This is a genomic window from Maritimimonas rapanae (assembly GCF_057837205.1).
Map to the genome: position 1 here is coordinate 954,836 of NZ_JBYQFI010000001.1, position 18,857 is coordinate 973,692.

At 32.2% G+C, this 18,857-nt stretch carries 18 protein-coding genes; 4 read left to right on the forward strand and 14 right to left on the reverse strand.

All coding sequences use genetic code 11. The features are described from left to right. Positions 1-48: 48 nt before the first annotated feature. A complete protein-coding gene (locus tag AC3IF2_RS04560) occupies positions 49-1,932 on the forward strand; it encodes a TonB-dependent receptor plug domain-containing protein (RefSeq protein ID WP_489165863.1) in 1,884 nt (627 codons plus the stop codon). A gap of 94 nt (positions 1,933-2,026) precedes the next feature. Here the strand turns inward: AC3IF2_RS04560 and AC3IF2_RS04565 are convergent, their stop codons facing one another. From AC3IF2_RS04565 to AC3IF2_RS04580, 4 genes are read right to left on the reverse strand one after another with little or no spacing between them, the layout of a single operon-like run. After that, positions 2,027-2,494, reverse strand: coding sequence for a thioredoxin family protein (locus AC3IF2_RS04565; RefSeq protein WP_489165864.1), 468 nt, complete (start codon positions 2,492-2,494; stop codon positions 2,027-2,029). Then, positions 2,491-3,405: a YihY/virulence factor BrkB family protein gene (locus AC3IF2_RS04570; protein ID WP_489165865.1), complete on the reverse strand. Its 915-nt coding sequence runs from the start codon at positions 3,403-3,405 to the stop codon at positions 2,491-2,493. Before AC3IF2_RS04570 ends, AC3IF2_RS04565 begins: the two co-directional genes overlap by 4 nt. Positions 3,406-3,410: 5 nt before the next feature. Continuing rightward, entirely contained in the window at positions 3,411-3,938 is a 528-nt protein-coding gene (locus AC3IF2_RS04575) for a KdsC family phosphatase (RefSeq protein ID WP_489165866.1), read from the reverse strand. After that, entirely contained in the window at positions 3,922-4,683 is a 762-nt protein-coding gene (locus AC3IF2_RS04580) for a Rossmann-like and DUF2520 domain-containing protein (RefSeq protein WP_489165867.1), read from the reverse strand. The genes AC3IF2_RS04575 and AC3IF2_RS04580 overlap by 17 nt, the downstream gene beginning before the upstream one ends. A gap of 107 nt (positions 4,684-4,790) precedes the next feature. Here AC3IF2_RS04580 and AC3IF2_RS04585 point away from each other — a divergent pair, with 107 nt between their 5' ends. Continuing rightward, on the forward strand, positions 4,791-7,958 hold the full coding sequence (locus AC3IF2_RS04585; protein WP_489165868.1) for a cytochrome c biogenesis protein: 3,168 nt from the start codon (positions 4,791-4,793) through the stop codon (positions 7,956-7,958). Between the two features lie 142 nt (positions 7,959-8,100). Continuing rightward, on the forward strand, positions 8,101-8,682 hold the full coding sequence (locus AC3IF2_RS04590) for a glutathione peroxidase (protein ID WP_489165869.1): 582 nt from the start codon (positions 8,101-8,103) through the stop codon (positions 8,680-8,682). Between the two features lie 58 nt (positions 8,683-8,740). Here AC3IF2_RS04590 and AC3IF2_RS04595 read toward each other — a convergent pair whose 3' ends face one another. The 10 genes from AC3IF2_RS04595 to AC3IF2_RS04640 all read right to left on the reverse strand — a co-directional run bounded on the left by AC3IF2_RS04595 (position 8,741) and on the right by AC3IF2_RS04640 (position 17,217). After that, entirely contained in the window at positions 8,741-9,514 is a 774-nt protein-coding gene (locus tag AC3IF2_RS04595; protein ID WP_489165870.1) for a sulfite exporter TauE/SafE family protein, read from the reverse strand. A 70-nt stretch (positions 9,515-9,584) separates the two neighbouring features. After that, positions 9,585-10,001 (reverse strand): LIC_13387 family protein, encoded by a 417-nt coding sequence (locus tag AC3IF2_RS04600; protein WP_489165871.1) that lies wholly within the window; start codon positions 9,999-10,001, stop codon positions 9,585-9,587. A gap of 14 nt (positions 10,002-10,015) precedes the next feature. Next, positions 10,016-10,477, reverse strand: a complete 462-nt coding sequence (locus tag AC3IF2_RS04605; protein WP_489165872.1) for a VOC family protein — start codon at positions 10,475-10,477, stop codon at positions 10,016-10,018. A 145-nt stretch (positions 10,478-10,622) separates the two neighbouring features. Further along, complete coding sequence (locus tag AC3IF2_RS04610; protein ID WP_489165873.1) at positions 10,623-11,069, reverse strand: SRPBCC family protein; 447 nt, start codon at positions 11,067-11,069, stop codon at positions 10,623-10,625. Then, on the reverse strand, positions 11,062-11,385 hold the full coding sequence (locus AC3IF2_RS04615; RefSeq protein WP_489165874.1) for an ArsR/SmtB family transcription factor: 324 nt from the start codon (positions 11,383-11,385) through the stop codon (positions 11,062-11,064). Before AC3IF2_RS04615 ends, AC3IF2_RS04610 begins: the two co-directional genes overlap by 8 nt. A 144-nt stretch (positions 11,386-11,529) precedes the next feature. Further along, entirely contained in the window at positions 11,530-11,970 is a 441-nt protein-coding gene (locus tag AC3IF2_RS04620) for a hypothetical protein (protein ID WP_489165875.1), read from the reverse strand. Positions 11,971-12,140: 170 nt separating this feature from the next. Further along, the gene (locus AC3IF2_RS04625; protein ID WP_489165876.1) at positions 12,141-14,279 is read right to left on the reverse strand and encodes a hypothetical protein; all 2,139 of its coding nucleotides are present in this window, start codon (positions 14,277-14,279) and stop codon (positions 12,141-12,143) included. Between the two features lie 158 nt (positions 14,280-14,437). Continuing rightward, on the reverse strand, positions 14,438-15,019 hold the full coding sequence (locus AC3IF2_RS04630) for a porin family protein (protein ID WP_489165877.1): 582 nt from the start codon (positions 15,017-15,019) through the stop codon (positions 14,438-14,440). Between the two features lie 494 nt (positions 15,020-15,513). Beyond that, positions 15,514-16,083, reverse strand: a complete 570-nt coding sequence (locus AC3IF2_RS04635; protein WP_489165878.1) for a nuclear transport factor 2 family protein — start codon at positions 16,081-16,083, stop codon at positions 15,514-15,516. An 81-nt stretch (positions 16,084-16,164) separates the two neighbouring features. Then, positions 16,165-17,217 (reverse strand): endonuclease/exonuclease/phosphatase family protein, encoded by a 1,053-nt coding sequence (locus AC3IF2_RS04640; protein WP_489165879.1) that lies wholly within the window; start codon positions 17,215-17,217, stop codon positions 16,165-16,167. A gap of 168 nt (positions 17,218-17,385) precedes the next feature. Between AC3IF2_RS04640 and AC3IF2_RS04645 the strand changes: the two genes are divergently transcribed. Next, the gene (locus AC3IF2_RS04645; protein WP_489165880.1) at positions 17,386-18,849 is read left to right on the forward strand and encodes a pyridoxal phosphate-dependent decarboxylase family protein; all 1,464 of its coding nucleotides are present in this window, start codon (positions 17,386-17,388) and stop codon (positions 18,847-18,849) included. The last annotated feature ends 8 nt before the right edge of the window (positions 18,850-18,857 follow it).

Consider the following 18,857-nt stretch of genomic DNA (forward strand, 5'->3'; position numbering starts at 1 on the left):
TCCCAACTTTCTTACTGATAGCCCGTATTCATTTAAAAATTTAAAACAATGAAAAAAAGGTTATTGTATGTAGGAGCTTTACTAACAACAGTTTTAGTAAATGCCCAACAAAAACAAGATTCAACAAAAGTTGTAGAATTAGAAGAAGTAGTAGTTACTGATTCTAGATTTAAATTAAAACGAGAAAATTCTGGTAAAACGGTAATTAAAATTACTTTAGAAGAGTTAGAGCGAAATCAAGGTAGATCACTTGCTGAAATTATAAACACCAAGAGCGGTATAGAAATTAATGGTAGTAGGAGTAACGGCGGCCAAAACCTAACAGCTTTTATTAGAGGCGGTAACAACAGACAAGTATTAGTATTAATAGATGGTGTACAAGTAACTGACCCATCTTCGGTTAATAATAATTATGATCTGCGATTAATAGATCTTTCTCAGGTTAAATCTGTAGAAATTATTAAAGGTGCTGCAAGTACATTGTATGGTAATAGGGCTGCTACTGCAGTTATAAATATTACTACAAAAAAGGCTTCTTCTAAAAAAATAGCGGCAACATTCTCATCTAGTGTTGGTACTAACCAATCGGCTATTAAAACTAACTATGATTTCGCAGATTTTAGTAATTCTATTGCAGTAAATGGATCTTTAGGTAAATTTAATTATACTGCCAATTTCGGTCATCAATTCTCTGATGGGTTATCTGCAATTGCTATTGGAAATGAAAAAGACGCATTTTCTAGAACTAATACTGGATTTAACCTTGGCTATAAGTTTTCTGACAATCTCAGCGTTAATGCTTACGCACACCAAGATCGATTTACTGCAGATTTTGATTCAACTTTTCCGACATACGCCGATGCGCCAAATATTTCTGAAAGTGATCAATACAGATATGGTATTTCTTCTATTTTAGATTACACCAACGGAAGTTTTGTTATAAATGCTTCGCATCATAAAATTGACAGGGCTATTATTTCTTCTTTTCCAAATTTCTTTAATGGAAAAAGTTGGGTATTAGATGCTTATAATAAATATAACTTTAATAGCAAATTATACACTATAGTTGGGGTAAACTACATTAATAGAAGTAGTGATTCGTTTGGTGCCAAAATAAAGTTCAACACTTTTGATCCATATGTAAATGCCGTTTGGACTTCTGATTTTGGACTGAATTTAAACGCAGGAATTAGATTAAATAACCATAGCGAATATGGTAGTCACTTAACTTATAATGTAAATCCCTCATATACTTATAAGTTTGATGCTAACTATGTAAAATTATTGGCATCTTATAGTACCTCATTTATTGCACCAAATTTAAATCAGCTATTCGGTTCATTTGGCCCTAATATTAACTTAGAACCAGAAGAGAATACAACATTAGAAGTTGGTCTAGAATTAAAATTATCTGATAAAATGAGAATAAGTAGTGTATTCTTTGATAGAGCTGAAGAAAGTTTTATTGATTTTGTAATTATTGATCCTAATACTTTTGAAGGGCAATATCAAAATATTGAGAATAATTTTGAAGTAAACGGAGTAGAAGTAGAGTTAAGTACTAAATTAGCAGACAGGTTAGATTTTAATGCTAATTATACTTTTACAGAGCGTAAAGATGAAGTGGCATTAAGAATACCTAAACATAAAGTAAATGCTAACATCAATTATAATTTTTCTAAAAAGAATTATGTTGGTTTAGCTTATCAATTTGTTGGTGAAAGAGCTGATGTTAATTTTGAAGATTTTCCTGGAGAGGTAACTTTGGGTACTTTTTCGTTATTTGATGTTAATTTTGGTCATGCATTGATAAAGGATAAACTTTTCTTTTCATCTTCTATTAATAATGTTCTAAATAAAGATTATACTGAGGTTTTTGGCTTTACCACAAAAGGTAGAAACTTTAGGGTTGGGCTTCGATTGAATTTCTAACATTTATATTTTTTCGTCATTCTGAATTTATTTCAGAATCACACAAGATTCATTCTCAAAATGATGAGAAACTGAAACGAGTTCAGTTTGACGATTACTTATTTTTTAATGCTTTGTTAATAAGTGCGTAGTGTTTGCTTGTGTCGTGTAGGTAGTTATAACTTTCTACAATTCCTAAGTTTTCACCATTTATATTAGTTAAAACAACAGTGGGTATTACTTTTTGTTCATACTTTTCACTTAATTCTTGATTGCTCTCTTTTATTAATTCTGAGATTAAATCAGGTCTTCTGGGCATATTTACTCTTAATAGCACTAAACTTTCATCTGCCAGTGTTTTAAACTTTTTAGTATAAAAGAATTCTTCGTTTAATTTTTTACTGGCTGCACTATCATCAGAGCTGGTAAAGTAAATAAGTATAAGCTTATTCTCTTTTTCAGCTAAAACTTTAGCTTGCTCAAAATTTGATTGCCAATTAAGGTCAAATCCTTTTTTCTGAGCAAATGCATGTATGCTAAACAGCAATACAGCAATTATACCTATGATTTTTAGTTTTTTCATTTACATCCTTTTTTCAATCGTATCATGGCTGCATTCAATTCGAATCCTAATAAAAGAATAATTGAATTTAACCAGATAAACAGCATTAAGATCAATAAGGTTCCTATGGAACCATAGAGCTCATTATATTGTGCAAATTGCTTTACGTAGATAGCAAATATTCTAAAGTTTATAACTATTAGAATAGTTGTTAAAACAGCTCCTGGTGAAAAGAAAGAGATATTCTTTCCTTCTTTAGTACCCAGATAATAAAACATGGCTACGGTAATAAATATCATTAAAAAGATAATTATATACCTACCAGTCTGTATCCAAAATAGATCATCAGACACGTAACCTTGATTCATTAGGTTATTTACAGCAATTTCAAAATAAATAATAACCCCAACAGTAAGAAACAATAATAATGCCAATATGAGAGAGACTACTAGTGATATTAAGTATTGTTTTATAATAGATCTTGTTTGTAGTTTATGGTAGGTATATTCAAACCCACCAAAAAGTGAATTGATGCCATTAGTCATTAAAAACATAGAGAGTATAAAACCAAATGATAATAATCCTCCATATCTATTTTTTGCAATATCAGTAAGTACTGTATCTACTGCATTGTAAGTTTTTGGAGGTAACGCTTGATTAACAAATTCCATAAAAATCTGATCAAAATTCTCTATCGGCACATAGGGTATTAATGTTAATACAAACAGAGCAAACGGAAATAGCGCCATAAAAAAGCTAAAAGCCACAGCGCCTGCACGTGAAGTTAATGCACCTTGTACAATACCTATAACATACATCTCGAGAACGTCATACAAAGACATACCTTCTAAGCCTGGTACTTTTATCTTCTTAAAAAGCTTTACAAACCAGCTGAGTATAGGTATTTTTAATAAACGTTCTTCGGGTGTCATTATGGTTAATCGTATTTAGCATCAAAGCTATCGTTCCATTTATCTTGTACTTTTAATACTTGTTCAATCACATCGCGAACACAACCATTGCCGCCTTTTTTCTGTGATACGTATAAAGAAATATCCTGAATTTCTGGCACAGCATCTTTTGGACATGCAGCTAGACCAACTAGTTTCATAACTGGATAATCGGGTATATCATCACCCATATAGAGTACGTTTTCTGGCTTAATACTATGAATATCTAAGTACTCATCTAATTGTTCTGTCTTATTATGTGCACCTAAATAGATATCGGTTACACCCAATCCGCGTAATCGTGATCGCACACCTTCGTTAGTACCTCCAGATATAATGCAAATATTATAACCTTTGTCAACAGCTGTTTTTAATGCAAAACCATCTTTGGTATGCATTTTACGGATTAACTGCCCATCAGGAAAAATAGTAACGGTTCCATCCGTTAAGACGCCATCTACATCAAAAATAAAGGTGGTTATTTGCGGCATAATCTCTTTATAACTTTTTTCCATAGGTGTCTTTAATTGATTGGGTTAGTAATTTATATATTTCTTGATGATCGTTTGATAGCATTGCTAAATGACTGCTTATTGTTTTATTATCTTTACGCTTTGCAGGGCCAGTTTGCGCATTAAAAGGGGATACATCTTTTATTTTTTTTGCAGTTTCTTGGATTAATGGAGTTAATACCTCAAAAGGCACATTATTTTTTTCACAAATTTTATGACCAATATGATATAAATGATTTACAAAATTATTTACATATACAGCAGCTACATGTAAACTCTTACGTTGTTCTGAGACAATAAAATAAATATTATTTGAAATAGCCGAAGCTAACTTTTCTAATAACAATAAATCTTCATTTTCTTCGGCTTCTAAACAAATAGGAATAGTACTAAAGTCTATATCTGCTTCTTTGGTAAATGTTTGTAATGGATAAAAAATGCCCTTTCTATTCGCATCACTTAAATCGCTCATGGCAACACTACCAGAAGTGTGAACAACCAATTGATCTTTTAAATCTAGCTTAGTAGAGAACTTAGCAATTGCATCATCTGCTATAGCAATTATATAGACATCAGCATTAACTAATTCATTTAAATTAGTTATTTTATTTATTTGATTATCAATATTTTTTAGAGAATATTTTGTTCTACTATATACCTGAACAAGGTCGATATCTTTCGCTTTTAAAAAAGCGTTTGCTAAATGTGAAGCCACATTACCGGCACCCAATAAAACAACTTGAACCATAGAGCGAATTTACATAAGTTTTAGGTATTTAAAAAAGTGTTAATTACAATAAAATCAGCACTTTTTTAAGTAACTTCGCGCAGAATTATTTCAAGGCATTTTCATTGATGGGAAAACTCAAAGATCTCTTATTCTCTACTAGACTTACAGGTATTTTATTTTTAGTGTTTGCAGCCTCTATGGGTATTGCAACATTTATCGAAAACGATTACGGCACACAAGCTTCTAAAGCATTGGTTTATAATGCCTGGTGGTTTGAATTGATCATGGTATTTTTTGTAATCAACTTTACAGGTAATATCTTTAGATATCGTTTGTATAGAAAAGAAAAATTAGGTGTATTAATTTTTCACTTAGCATTTATTTTAATATTGATAGGTGCTGGTATTACGCGCTATATAAGTTACGAAGCGATGATGCCCATTAGCGAAGGTGAAGCTACTGATAAAATGTTATCTGAAAAGACATATTTTAATGTTATAATTGATAATAACGAAGTGCAAAAAGAAATAGAACGAGAATATCTATTTGCACCTGAAATAAAAAACAACATAGGTTTTACAGCATTAGCCTCTAAATTTTTAGATTTTGTAAGAGGTGGTAATGATTTTTCTATAGAAACTGAGTTTAAAGGCAAAGACGTAGCAGTTAATTATAATAATTATATATCGAATGCATTTGAAGAATTTAAAGCAGATGAAAATGGGACTGATGAATTCTTACATTTTGTAGAGTCGGGTGGAGGCTCGCGCCATGATCACTATATTAAAAAGGGTGAGATTGCCAATGTACATAATGTCTTAGTGGCTTTCGATAATGAAACAGACGGTGCAGTAAACATCCTTACTAAAAAAGACAGCCTTTTTATAAATGCACCACAAGATGGCAATTTTATGGTGATGGCTACCCAGCAACAAGGTGCTGTTAAAAAAGACTCGTTACAAGCTTTTAATTTACGCTCATTATATAGTCTTGGGAATATGCAATTTGTGGTACCAGAACCACCAGCAAAGGGTAAAATGGTTATTACTTCGGGTGATAAAGATGAGCATCCTGAAGATCTTTTAGAAGTTGAAGTTGTTGTTGATGGTGAAAAGAAACGAGTTAACTTATTCGGATTTAAATATAATATCAATCCGCCAGAAACATTTTCGTTGAATGGATTGAATTTTAGACTAAGCTACGGAGCTAAACAATTAACACTGCCGTTTGCAGTAAAATTACGCGATTTTCAACTAGAACGTTATCCTGGTTCTAATAGTCCAAAATCATTTGCCAGTGAAGTAACAGTGATCGATAAAGACGAAACCTTTGATTTTAGAATTTTTATGAATAATATCTTGAATCATAAAGGGTTTAAATTTTTTCAATCGAGTTATGATGATACTGGTGCTGTAGAGGTTACTCATTTATCTGTAAACCATGATGCTGTTGGTACTACCATTACCTATATCGGCTATGTCTTACTATTCTTTGCAATGACTTTTGTCTTATTTTTAAAAGGTACACGCTTTACAGATCTAAATAGCATGTTAGATAAGGTAAAAGCAAAGAAAAATGCATTAACGGTATTGCTCGTTTTGTTTTCTTTAACAGCATTTGCACAACATAATCATAATACAGAGGCTCAGATAGATTCTATTTTAAACGCTGATGTAGTTCCGCAAGAACATGCAGAACGTTTTAGTCAACTAGTCATACAAGACGAAGGAGGCCGTATGAAGCCGGTACACACTTTTGCATCTGAATTACTGCGTAAAGTAAGTAAGAAAGATAATTACAAAGGTTTAGATGCTAATCAGATTGCTGTATCTATGGCTACAAATCCGAGAATGTGGTTGTCTGCACCAATTATTTATATGACTAAGAATAACACCAAAGCTCGTGAAATGCTTGGTGTTCCTCTAGATAAAAAGTATTTAAGCTTAACTGATTTATTGACAGAAAGAGGCGAGTATAAGTTGGGAGACGATATTGAGAAAGCTTATAAAAAACGTATCAAATCTAAATATGATCAAAGTATTGTAAGTGTACATGAACGTGCAGGCTTACTTTATGGCGTTGTATTTGGCGAAATATTCCGATTCTTTCCCCTTCAGGGTGATAAAAATAACAAGTGGCATGCTTATGTAGAGCATAAGACGGCTGGTTATAAAGGTACAGACTCGTTGTATGTAGCCAATATTTTACCATTATACGCAGGTGCTTTGCACGATGCAAAATCTTCTAAAGATTATGTAAAAGCTAACGAGTATTTAGAGAGTATCCATAAATATCAACAGAAATTTGGTAGTGAGGTAATGCCTTCACAAAGAAAAGTAGACTTAGAAATTTTCTATAACAAGTACGATATTTTTAGAAATCTGTTTTGGCAATATATGTTAGCTGGTGTATTAATGTTAGTGTTTTTAGTTGTACAGGTTTTTAGAGATAATAAAGCCATTCGTTTACTTATCAAGATTTTTAAGGTTATTATTTTCTTGCTTTTTATATATCACTTGATAGGTTTAGGCATCCGTTGGTATATTTCTGGTCATGTACCTTGGAGTAATGGTTATGAGTCTATGATCTATGTGGCTTGGGCTACAATGCTCTTTGGTTTGGCATTTGGCAGAAAATCGAATTTAACAATAGCAGCCACAACTTTTGTAGTGTCTATGATCTTAATGTGGGCACATATGAATTGGATGGACCCCGCAATTGGCAATTTAGTACCTGTATTAGATTCGTATTGGGTAATGATACATGTTTCGATAATTGTTGCGAGTTATGGACCACTTACGTTGAGTATGATACTTGGTTTAATCGCCTTGATCTTATTTGGCTTAACAAATAGTAGAAATAAAAAGAAGATTAATTTGCAGATAAAAGAATTGACCATAATTAGTGAAATGTCGATAACAGTTGGCTTGGTAATGCTTACCATTGGTAACTTTTTAGGGGGTATGTGGGCTAACGAAAGTTGGGGTCGTTATTGGGGATGGGATCCTAAGGAAACATGGGCATTAATTAATATCATTTTATATGCATTTATTTTGCATACTCGACTTATACCTGGTTTGCGAGGTAGATTTACCTTTAATGTTCTGGCATTTTTTGCCTTTGCTGGCATATTAATGGGGTATTTAGGTGTAAATCATTTATTATCTGGTTTGCATAGTTATGCGGCAGGAGAATCTGCACCAATACCGTATCAGATATGGGTATGGTTGGGCATAGGCGTGGTATTTACTATCTTAGCTTATGTAAAGAATAAAAAGTTTTATAAAAAATAGTTGTCACTTCGAGTAATTTCGATATATCGGAATTGTATCGAGAAGTAATTTTTAATAAAGAATTTACTAGTTTTCGATACACTAAATCAAAGATTTAGCACTCAAACTGACGTAAATTCTGTTGTAATAGAAAAATAATCTTATGAGAACCGTCTTAATCACACTCGTTATGTTTTCACTTTTATCTTGTTTTAATAAAAAATCTAATAATAGCGATGAAGCTTTAGCTGAAAATGTACAGCAAGCTAAAAGTTTGCACGATTTTAAAGTGGAAGCTTTAGATGGTTCTGAATTTGATTTCTCATCCTTAAAGGGCAAAAAAATAATGGTGGTTAACACGGCGTCTAAATGCGGACTAACACCACAATACGAACAACTACAAGCTTTATATGAAGAATATAAAGATGATAACTTTGTAATTGTTGGTTTTCCGGCAAATAACTTTTTATGGCAAGAACCAGGTTCTAATACCGAGATTGCAGAATTCTGCCAAAAGAACTACGGTGTAAGCTTCCCTATGATGGCTAAGATATCTGTAAAGGGTGGTGATCAACACCCGGTATATCAATACTTAACTAGAAAAGCTCAAAACGGTTATAAAGATTCTAAGGTAAAATGGAACTTTCAGAAATACCTAATCAACGAAAATGGCTTGGTAGAAAAGATCATTGCACCTAAAACCTTACCAACAGATGAATCTGTAAAAAGCTGGATTAAAGGCTAATGTCATTCTGAGTGTAACGAAGAGTCTGAAGTATTTCACTACTCTGCTTCAATTTTTACTAAATAAATCCAGCTCCTAAGGCAATAGAAAGTGCTATTAATAATATAGCAACTGTTTTTTGTATAAACTTTAAAGTAATTTTCTTTAATAATTTATTGCCTAAATAGGCTCCTGCAATAGCAGAAATAGTAGCACACAATACTAAAGTGATATGAGTAGTTAAACCCGAAGATGCAAAGCGCGAAGCATAGACACCTAATCTGGTAAAATCTACAAAAGTAGAAACGACAACCGCTGTACCTATAAATGCTTCTTTAGAAAGCCCAGCTTTTATTAAAAAGGCACTGCGCAATGCACCTTGATTACCTGATAATCCGCCAAAAAAACCACTTAACGCACCGCCAAGAGGTAGTTTGCTTTTATCGAATTTCCATTTATCGAAATAGGGTAGAAGATCCATTAAAGCAAATAGTATGAGCAGTATAGAGATCAAAAATTTTACAGGATACACAGTAAAACTTTTGCCAAAAGCTTCATAACTAAATAAAGGTTTAATATCTGGTATATGTAATAAGACCCAGGCACCTATAAAAGCAAAGATTACGGCAGGTATACCAAAACGCCAGAGTACACTTTTATCTGCATTTTTACCAACCAGTATAATCTTGTACAAATTATTAAAAAAATGCACCACTCCCGTTAAGGCTATTGCCAATTCTACTGGAAAGAACAACATAAAAATTGGTGTAAGCAAGGTACCTAAACCAAAACCAGAAAAGAAAGTAAGTATCGCAGCTAAAAAGGCAACAATACATATAATTACGATCTCCATTAAAACTTAATAAAGTTAATTAGCGCTGCCGAAGTTCGGCTAATTTTTTAAGATTATCAATAGTTAATATTTAACTAAAAATGATAAATAAATATGCTGCGACATAGCACCCGAATGAAATTAATATGCCTATAAAAGGTATTTTAAACCAATATTTCTTTGCTAACCATACATAAAACAAAACAGTTAAAATGTTGAAAATAAAGAAAAAGTGTTCAGATTGAAAAGTTGAAAAATGTTTTATAGCTATATAAATATTTAAGATTCCAATAAACATAGCTCCACTACTATGGCTAGCATTAAAACCTACCCATGCACGCCATATGGTAGTCTCTTTGGTAAGAATAGGATACGAGTTTTTCATTTCTGTAATAAGATTCTTGTTTCTAGATGAAAATACGTTAGAAAAAAACGTGTAGTACAAGTGTATACTACCTAGTATTAGTAAAATAAGAGAACCAAGTACCCATAAATATTTAGCTAACATAGTTTTGTGTTATTTTATTCACCTTTTATTTTAAGCCATTCATCATACGTTACAACTCGTTTTTCTTCGTTTGGTTGCGTTTCTCCAGGTAAGATTCCAATGAATTCAAGATAGTGCCCGTCTGGATCGCTAAAATAAATAGAGATAGCGGGCATCCAACAAAACACCATAGGTTGTTCTTTATCATCTTGTAGAAAATTCCAAAAGTTTAGATTGTGAGATTTTAAAAAACCAACCGATTCATTTAATATCCATTCTGGCTCACATTCAAAAGCAAAATGTCGTAGGTCAATTTCTTCTTTAGGTTTTTCCCATAACCCGAGCATTGCTTGTTTGTCTTTACCAATCCAAAAAAAGGCAGTTCTACGCTCTGCTCCAAAGCGACATTGTTTTAACCCAAGAACTTTAGTATAAAATTCAATCGAACTTTCTAAATTCTCAACATATAAATGAGTTTCATATAATCCTTTAATCATTATTTTTTTAAATTTTCCTTAATGCCGTACAATAATGGTCTTGGTTAAGATTTTCAAAGTAAGAATCAAGACATGTAAATTTACACAAAATTAAAAAGTTAACTTCGTGCCAAGCAAAGGATTATTACCATTGTTAATGAAGTTATTACTTTTCTACAAATGCTTGTAATCTATCGAATGTTGAGCCCCAGCCATTATAAATACCCATTTTTTCTTGTTGTATTTTATAAGCTTCGGTGGCGTGTATTACATTGAACATGAATTTTGTTTTACCATCCACTTCCTTTAGGTGTACTTCTAATTCTACACCTTCTGTCATAGGCTTAAAGTCTGCTGAGGTTCTTAATAATTTGGGTGCTATAATTTCTAAATAAGTACCTTCTGAAATAAAATCTTTGCCATCTGGCATTGCCATAGCGAATTTCCATTTACCACCTACGGTAAAGTTATGTATTAGCACGCGGGTTTGCATGCCTTTTGGGCCCCACCAATTAGCAATATGCTCTGGTTGTGTCCAAGCTTGCCAAACGAGATCTATGGGTGCGTTAAATGTTCTTTCTATGGTTACAACTCTATTTTCTGTTTTACTCATCTGTTTTATTCTTTAAGGTGGTTAAATAAGTTTCGAAATTGTCTATACGGTTCTCCCAAAGGTTTTTGTATTGTTCTATCCATATAAAAGCGGGTAGGAGGTTCTGTGGCAGAATTTGGCAATAGCGTTCTCTGCCTTGCTTGTTAAAATTTATAATGCCACACTCGTTTAGAATTCTTAAGTGCTTAGAAATAGCAGGTCTGCTTACTTCAAACTTTTTAGCAATGTCATTAATGGTTAACGATTCTTCTGCTACCAATGCTATAATATCTCTACGTATAGGGTCTGCAATAGCTTTAAAAACATCTCTTTTCATAAATAAGTAACCGTTTGGTTACAAATATATATGTAACTTTTCGGTTACGCAAATTATTTTTATAAAAATTTAAAAAGTAAGTGTTTTAGTATGGTAGAAAAAGCAATTAATTATACACAGTGTTTCCTGCTGTTTTTAATTGGATTATTCTTTATTTGCTCTTGCAGTAGTTGGTGAATCAGAAATAAACCAAACCTTTATTATTTTGTCATTAATAAATTCGTAAATCAGAACTGTCTCAAATGGTTCGCCTCTTCCTAAAATCCTTTCTTTCAATATTGCTTTATCCCCAACTATATAAACATCAAATATTTCTGCTTTGTTTTGTGGGTATTTTTTAAATGTCTTTTTCCATTGAGAAATCACTTGTTCAAGATTAGAACTCCGAAGTTTATCAGGGAATTCAAATACTTTTAATGAGTCAGAAAGAACCTCTGGAAGATTTTCAAAATTTTGATTATTATAATAATTGGAAAGAGTATTTATTATCTTCTTCATTTCCGTTTCAGAGGTGTCTGAATTATTCTGAGCGTAAATTGTCAGATGACATATTAAAATTGTCAAACTAATTATGATTCTTTTCATATAGTATTTATTATTAATACAGTCATTTTTAAATTGCAGCTAACGGTTCGGCTATGATTCCGTTGTGGGTAATTCCGCAAGAATTGTCCGCTGTAGGAATCATGCATTTAAAAGTAATGTTTTTTGTTTAGAAAGAAGTAACAATAGATTATAGCCATTGTTGGCAATAGTTAATTACAGTTTCCATCTTTTATATCCTGAATAGATGGGTTTTTTAAATTGTTTTCAACTCCGTAATTTCCATTAAAAGAGTTATTTGTAAAAAATGTAGATAATGAACAAAAATCTGATAGAGCTATATTTCCATATACTTCAATATCTTTTTCAATTACTGTTATATTTTCTATACCATTGATACTATTTAAAGATTTATTTCCTCTAATTTCCAAATCTCCTTTGATTTGAGATAAATTATCAAAGCCATTTAAATTTCTAATATTTTCATTAAAATTTATACTTATTCCTTGATCAGAATAGCCATTACCAATTGACAATAAATTGTTTATTCCTTTTAAGTCAATCAAGTTATTACATCTTTGAATTTTCAATATTTTTTTAATTTCTTCTAAACTATCTAAGCCTTCTAAACTGTTTATATTTGATTCTTCAAAAGATATTGATTCTACAAATTTTAAATTATTGAAACCTTGTAAATTAGATAGTCCTCCACCATATGCAATATGAATATATTCCAAATTGGTCAAATTATTAAATGTTGGTAATTGTAATAGATTATTATTTCCCTCTAAAACAAATCCGTTTAATAAAGAGATGCTAGCTATAGCGTCGATATTATTAAGCGATTCATTTCTATGTAAATGCATAGTTTCCTTAATTGTTATTAAATTTTCAAGACCATCAAAATTTGAAAGAGAATTGTTCGAAGCAACATTGAATGACCCTTTTATTTCTGTTAACCCTTGTAAGCCATCAAAATTTAAGAGATTTTGATTCTCGTTGATTGCTAAACCTGAATAATAGTTATCATTTCCGACTGACTTTAAATTTTCAAGACCTTTAAAATCTATTATGTTATTGCAGGAAATAATTTCGAAATCATTACTAATACTTTCTAAATTCTCTAAACCTTCTAGACTTAATATATTTGATTGAAAAAAACGTAAATCACTGATAGATATTAGGTTCTTAAATCCGCTTAGATTGATCAAACCACCTCCATATCTTATTTCCACGGAACTGATTGTAGTTAAATTTTCGAAAATAGGTAGTTGTGTTAAAGCATTACACCCGTCAATTTTTAAAGAATTGAGAGTGTTTAAAGTCTTTAAGGCATCAATATCAAGTAAAGATTCGTTATAATTTAACCATAAAAAATCTAAGTCTATCATTTTCTCCAGCCCATTCAGACTGTTCAAAGAAAGGTTTTCGCCAATGTATGTAGATCCCCTTATAATTTGAAGATTGTTCAGCCCTTTTAAATTTAAAATTTTGGGATTTAAATCCACCGAAAAGTTATTATATACTAATAACAAACTTTCTAGCCCTATTAAATTCTCGAGATTGTCGTTGGAGCCTATTCCTAAAGTTCCTACTTTATATAGAGAATCGAAACCTTCCATATTTTTGATTTTAGGATTACGCGTTACCTCCAATAGAGGAAGTTCTCCTAAATTAGTTATGCCGACGAAATTTTCCAATAATGTATTGTTATTTATAACTAAATGTCTTCCAATAAATTTCAGATTTTGTAGTCCATTTAAATTCTTTAATAAGGATGTGCCTTCTATATTTAATCTATAGTCAACAAAAACCAGCTCTTTAAGTGGTTCTAAATTAGTTACTGTGCCTTGAATTGTTAAATTACCTTTGATTGTTTGATAATTATTAGCACCAAATGTGCTTACTTCTTCTTGCGTTGTTAAAGTAACATCTCCGTCAAACACTTTTTCATTTAAAGCTGTGAATTGTATCTCGTTACCATAACCTGTGCCCTCATTATTTATACCATACGCTCTAACGTAGTAGGTTGTGCCTTGTTCAAGTTCAATTAATTCAATCGAAAATTCATTGCGCTCATTTAATTTTAGATCTAGCTTATTAATATTATTCTCAACTGTAGGATTAGATACATACGCTATTACCAATCCTTGTTCTGTGAGTTGAGAATCACCTATATTTAATACTTTTCCACTTAGAATAACTGAATAAACCGTTAAATTTGAAGCTTGATTAGTAAATAATTCAGGAAGTATAATTTCCTCTTCGATAATAATTTCTTCAGATTCATCCTTGTCACATGATAGGAAAATGAATAATGAAGGTATAATTAAAAGTAATAGTCTTTTCATATTTAATTTTAAATTATTGCCAACGGTTTGTGTATGGTTTGTTGCGTTTGGTTTAGCGACTAAATTAGTAAATAAAACTTCCGATAGTTCTTTTGCGAGTGATTTTCCGAAGAGAAAATCCGAAGCAATGAACTATACACCTTGTTACCCAACGTTTTTTAATTAAAATAATATCCTAATGATAAGCTTATCATTGAGTTTTTATATCTCTCATTTTCAAAAATTTTGATTAAACCAAAATTATATCTCGTCTGGATGATCAAATTGTTTTCGAATTTATAACTAAAACCACCGTTTAAAGATAAATCAAAACTTTCAGCACCATTTAAATCTGAGCTACCAGTAGGTTCCGATTCCGCTTTACTATGAATCAAAAAACCAAACTGAGTTCCGAAATCAAAACTCATCTTTTCTATAAAGTAGAACTTCCCTTGAATTGGAATATCAATGTAACCAAGTTTGGCATCAAATCCCAAATCAGTTAGACTAGTTCCATCTCCCAGCACTTTTCCGCCTCTTGAATTGTAGAGTAGTTCAGCTTGAAGAGAAAATGAATCACTCAATTCATATTCAACCATTCCGCCAACATTTATTCCGATTTGAGTAGTTCCTGCACTTTTTCCAGTGTGGAATCCAGTGAAATTAGTTCCAGCCTTAATTCCATAATTGATTTCACCTTGGGAAAAAACAATTAGCGATGACAAAGCAAATAGAGTAAATAATAGATTTTTAATGTTCATTGGTGGATTGGTTTTTAAATATTGGGTAACGTATGTATATAGTTAATATTAACTATATATTTATTATAAAAGCACCCTTCTCAAGCATTTAACTCCTATTAAATTGACTCTCCCATAACGGCTAGAAGAGAAGGGCACCTACTTACTCTAAAATAAGTATTTTTTACTATTCGTTTTTTGATTGTACTTACTTTTAAAAAACATCCTTCTCTAGCATTTAATTCCGAATAAAGCATTTTGTAAAGAGGCTATTGAGAAGGATGCGACTCTAAATAAAGTGCCTATTTAACTTCGTTTTTTGATTGATTTTTGGCTTTGCCAGTTTAAAACTAATTAATAATCAATCATTTTCAAAATTGCTCATACAACTAAAAAAGTTAAGAATCAAGAGGCTTTTTCCTGTTTTTGTAAGGTGTTTTTCCTGTTTCTTAATAGAAAGACACAAAAAAAGAGGTCAAGTTTAATTGACCTCTTCTCTTTCTCAAGGTATTGGTTTACTCTTTTTCTTCTTTTAACTGAGCTGCTAATCCGTTTACATCGAAATAATCGGTAAACATAACAATTTTCCCGTCTTTATTTACCCAGCCTATGCCATACCATTTTACACCGATATTTTTACCAGTTTCGGTATGGGTAGCCGTCCAAGTGCCATACATTCTAATAGCGTCTGGGGTAGACGAAGCAGTATTTTTTGGAAACACAGAACCTGCATACACACCACTAACAGTAGAATCTTTTAAGACGATACCAGATGTGTATTTAATATTATCAAAATTTTCATGATAACCTTTAAGTGTCGCTAAAAGCTCTGTTTTACCGAGCCATTTATTACCATTGTAAGCAGCTGGGCTCCAACTTAAGGTGTCTGACAATAAATTTGTGAGGGCATCTAAGTCTTCGTTAGAATGTGCTTTAATGTAAGAATTTAATGTTGCTACTTTTTTGTCGAACGTAGCATAATCGGGCAGTTCAACTTTTTCAGTTGTTTCTACTTCTGCAGGTTTTTGACAAGCAACTAGTGTTAAAATGGCGATAGCCATTAGACTTAAAACATAATTTTTCATTGTTTGATAGTTTAGTTAGTACTTATTAAGATGGTCTCTAAAGATACTGATTTTTAATTAATTATTCTGTAAATCAATGTTTTATAAATTATCTGTTGTTATTTTGCAAGATACAGGCATGTGGTCAGATGCCTTCGGGAAATCTTTATAAATAGGTTCGCCACTACTCATTATGGTATGTACTTCTGCCTCACTTACCCAATTATGTACGCCTTTGCTATAGAGTATATGGTCTATCCAAGATCTTCTGTAGGTAAAATTAAAAATGGGGTCTGCAAAGCTGGCTGTATAGAGCGAAGAAAAGTTGAGTTCGTTCTTATGCTTATCACTTAAAGTATCGAACATAGCATTGCCTAAAGATAAATGTGGTTGCCATATAGAACCCATTAAACGCTCTATACCACTAGATTGAATTTTCATTTCGCTAGTATCGAAGCCAGGTCCGTCATTAATATCACCACATACAATAAGAGGTATATCTTTGGTAGCATCGTTTGTTATATAATCATTCAAAAACTCTGCTCTTAACTGATGACATTGCGCTACTATCTTTTTTCTATTGCCATCAGCCTTAGACCACCATTTAGACCATTCTAAAGCACCGAATACACCTTTACTTTTTAAATGCACCCCGAGTATTCTAAATTGTTTACCATCTGCTAAGTTGATGGCTGCATATAATGGTCTTCTCTCAAATTTATGAACTTCATCTAAACCATCATTGTCGGTGTCCATTCTAAACTCATTGGTTGCTTTTTTTAATGCATCTGCTTCGGGGTCGTTTTCTACATTAAACCAGGTAAATGGAGGGTCGGTAAATAAACCAGTATCTGTTCTTACGGCCAAGCCTACACTTTGCGCACCTGCGGGTTGCACCACGCATTGCCAATCTCCGTTTAGATCTGCCTGATCAAAAAATAATTGCAATTCTGCATCTTGGTTAGGCCCTTCTACAATTACCCAGACATCAGAATTTATATCGTTAACAACACCCTTTAGATCTCTTATTCTATCACCGATAAGATGTTTGGTCATATATCCTTTTTCGTTATCAGCCTTAAATACAGGCGGGTCACCTGTAAATAATTCATTGAACCACTCGGCATTCCATAAAGTGAATTTTAATTCAGCCATTTTATTATAGTGTTAAATTAATAATAGAAAGTTTAGTTGCCACTAAGTTCTGCTTTATTTTATTGTAAATCAAGAGGATAAATCCTGTTTTTGTACCGTGTTTTTCCTATTTTTTTAATTTCATAGTCTTAATTAGAGTAGCTAACTTTGTTTTCTATCGTAGAATCTATGAAAGCAACAACTAACCGCAGTAAAGAATTTCAAAAAATTTATAATTCGGAAGATTTTAGGTCTTTAGGACATAAAATGATTGATCTACTAGCAGATCAACTTGAACATGTTCAAACCAATATGGATGAGGCAGTGTATCCGCACAAAGATCCAGAAGAGCAATTAACTTTTTGGAAAGATAATTTAGAAACTAAAGCTGATCCGTTTGATACTTTTAAAGAGATTGTAAAAAACTCTACTCAGTTGCAACATCCAAGATTTATGGGTCACCAAACGGCAAGTCCAGCACCAATAAATGCGTTTGCAGGTTTAATAGCTGACTTTTTGAACAATGGTACCGGTGTTTACGAAATGGGGCCAGCTTCTAACGCTATGGAAAGAACAGTAATTGATTTTACAGCGAAGCATATTGGTTATACCAAAGATGCTTCTGGATTTATTACTTCTGGTGGTTCTTTAGCAAACTTAACAGCTTTATTGGCAGCTAGAAAAGCAAAAGCACCAAGTGATGTTTGGGAAGAAGGTCATAATGAAAAATTAGCTCTATTAGTTTCTGAAGAGGTACATTATTGTATAGATCGCTCCGCAAGAATTATGGGTTTGGGTGATGAAGGTATTATAAAAGTACCAGTTGACAAAGATTTTAAACTAAGAACTGATCTACTACCTAGCTATCTAAAGGAAGCGAAAGAAAAAGGATTAAATGTTTTCTGTGTAATTGGTTGTGGCGGTTCTACCGCTACTGGTTCGTATGATGACTTAGATGCTATAGGCGATTTTTGTAGAGCGAATAACTTATGGTTTCATATTGATGCTGCTCATGGTGGTGGGGTTGTATTTTCTAAAAAGCACAAACACTTGGTAAAAGGTATCGAGAAAGGTGATACTGTTGTAATTGATTACCATAAAATGTTAATGACACCTGCCTTAAATACAGGATTACTATTTAAGAACGGAAGTGAAAGTTATAAGACCTTTGCCCAAAAGGCACAATACCTTTGGGATGCACCCGAAACTGAAGAATGGTATAATTCTGCTAAACGAACGTTTGAATGTACCAAATCTTTACTTTCTGCCAGAGCATATATAATTTTAAAAACCTATGGCACCGATATTTTCGAAAAGAATGTAGATCATTTATATGCCTCTGCGAAAATCTTAGCTGCGCTAATCCAAGAACATCAAAAATTTGATTTGGCAACTTACCCAGAAAGTAATATTGTCAATTTTAGATTTTTGCCAAATTCTTCAATAGCCAACGATGAGAGTAACAGATTGAACTCTCACATAAGAAAAGAATTGATAGAATCTGGTAAGTTTTATATAGTGCAAACTATGATCAATGATAAACGTTATCTACGTTGCTCTATAATGAATCCTTTATCAACAGCAGATGATTTTATTGCCTTATTAAAAGAAATAGAACGTATTGCAAAGAACTATTTATTGAAATTAGTTTAATTATTATG

Coding starts and splice junctions, on each gene's coding strand:
- AC3IF2_RS04560 (WP_489165863.1), top strand. CDS start 49: ATGAAAAAAAGGTTATTGTATGTAGGAGCTTTACTAACAACAGTTTTA.
- AC3IF2_RS04565 (WP_489165864.1), bottom strand. CDS start 2,494: ATGAAAAAACTAAAAATCATAGGTATAATTGCTGTATTGCTGTTTAGC.
- AC3IF2_RS04570 (WP_489165865.1), bottom strand. CDS start 3,405: ATGACACCCGAAGAACGTTTATTAAAAATACCTATACTCAGCTGGTTT.
- AC3IF2_RS04575 (WP_489165866.1), bottom strand. CDS start 3,938: ATGGAAAAAAGTTATAAAGAGATTATGCCGCAAATAACCACCTTTATT.
- AC3IF2_RS04580 (WP_489165867.1), bottom strand. CDS start 4,683: ATGGTTCAAGTTGTTTTATTGGGTGCCGGTAATGTGGCTTCACATTTA.
- AC3IF2_RS04585 (WP_489165868.1), top strand. CDS start 4,791: ATGGGAAAACTCAAAGATCTCTTATTCTCTACTAGACTTACAGGTATT.
- AC3IF2_RS04590 (WP_489165869.1), top strand. CDS start 8,101: ATGAGAACCGTCTTAATCACACTCGTTATGTTTTCACTTTTATCTTGT.
- AC3IF2_RS04595 (WP_489165870.1), bottom strand. CDS start 9,514: ATGGAGATCGTAATTATATGTATTGTTGCCTTTTTAGCTGCGATACTT.
- AC3IF2_RS04600 (WP_489165871.1), bottom strand. CDS start 10,001: ATGTTAGCTAAATATTTATGGGTACTTGGTTCTCTTATTTTACTAATA.
- AC3IF2_RS04605 (WP_489165872.1), bottom strand. CDS start 10,477: ATGATTAAAGGATTATATGAAACTCATTTATATGTTGAGAATTTAGAA.
- AC3IF2_RS04610 (WP_489165873.1), bottom strand. CDS start 11,069: ATGAGTAAAACAGAAAATAGAGTTGTAACCATAGAAAGAACATTTAAC.
- AC3IF2_RS04615 (WP_489165874.1), bottom strand. CDS start 11,385: ATGAAAAGAGATGTTTTTAAAGCTATTGCAGACCCTATACGTAGAGAT.
- AC3IF2_RS04620 (WP_489165875.1), bottom strand. CDS start 11,970: ATGAAAAGAATCATAATTAGTTTGACAATTTTAATATGTCATCTGACA.
- AC3IF2_RS04625 (WP_489165876.1), bottom strand. CDS start 14,279: ATGAAAAGACTATTACTTTTAATTATACCTTCATTATTCATTTTCCTA.
- AC3IF2_RS04630 (WP_489165877.1), bottom strand. CDS start 15,019: ATGAACATTAAAAATCTATTATTTACTCTATTTGCTTTGTCATCGCTA.
- AC3IF2_RS04635 (WP_489165878.1), bottom strand. CDS start 16,083: ATGAAAAATTATGTTTTAAGTCTAATGGCTATCGCCATTTTAACACTA.
- AC3IF2_RS04640 (WP_489165879.1), bottom strand. CDS start 17,217: ATGGCTGAATTAAAATTCACTTTATGGAATGCCGAGTGGTTCAATGAA.
- AC3IF2_RS04645 (WP_489165880.1), top strand. CDS start 17,386: ATGAAAGCAACAACTAACCGCAGTAAAGAATTTCAAAAAATTTATAAT.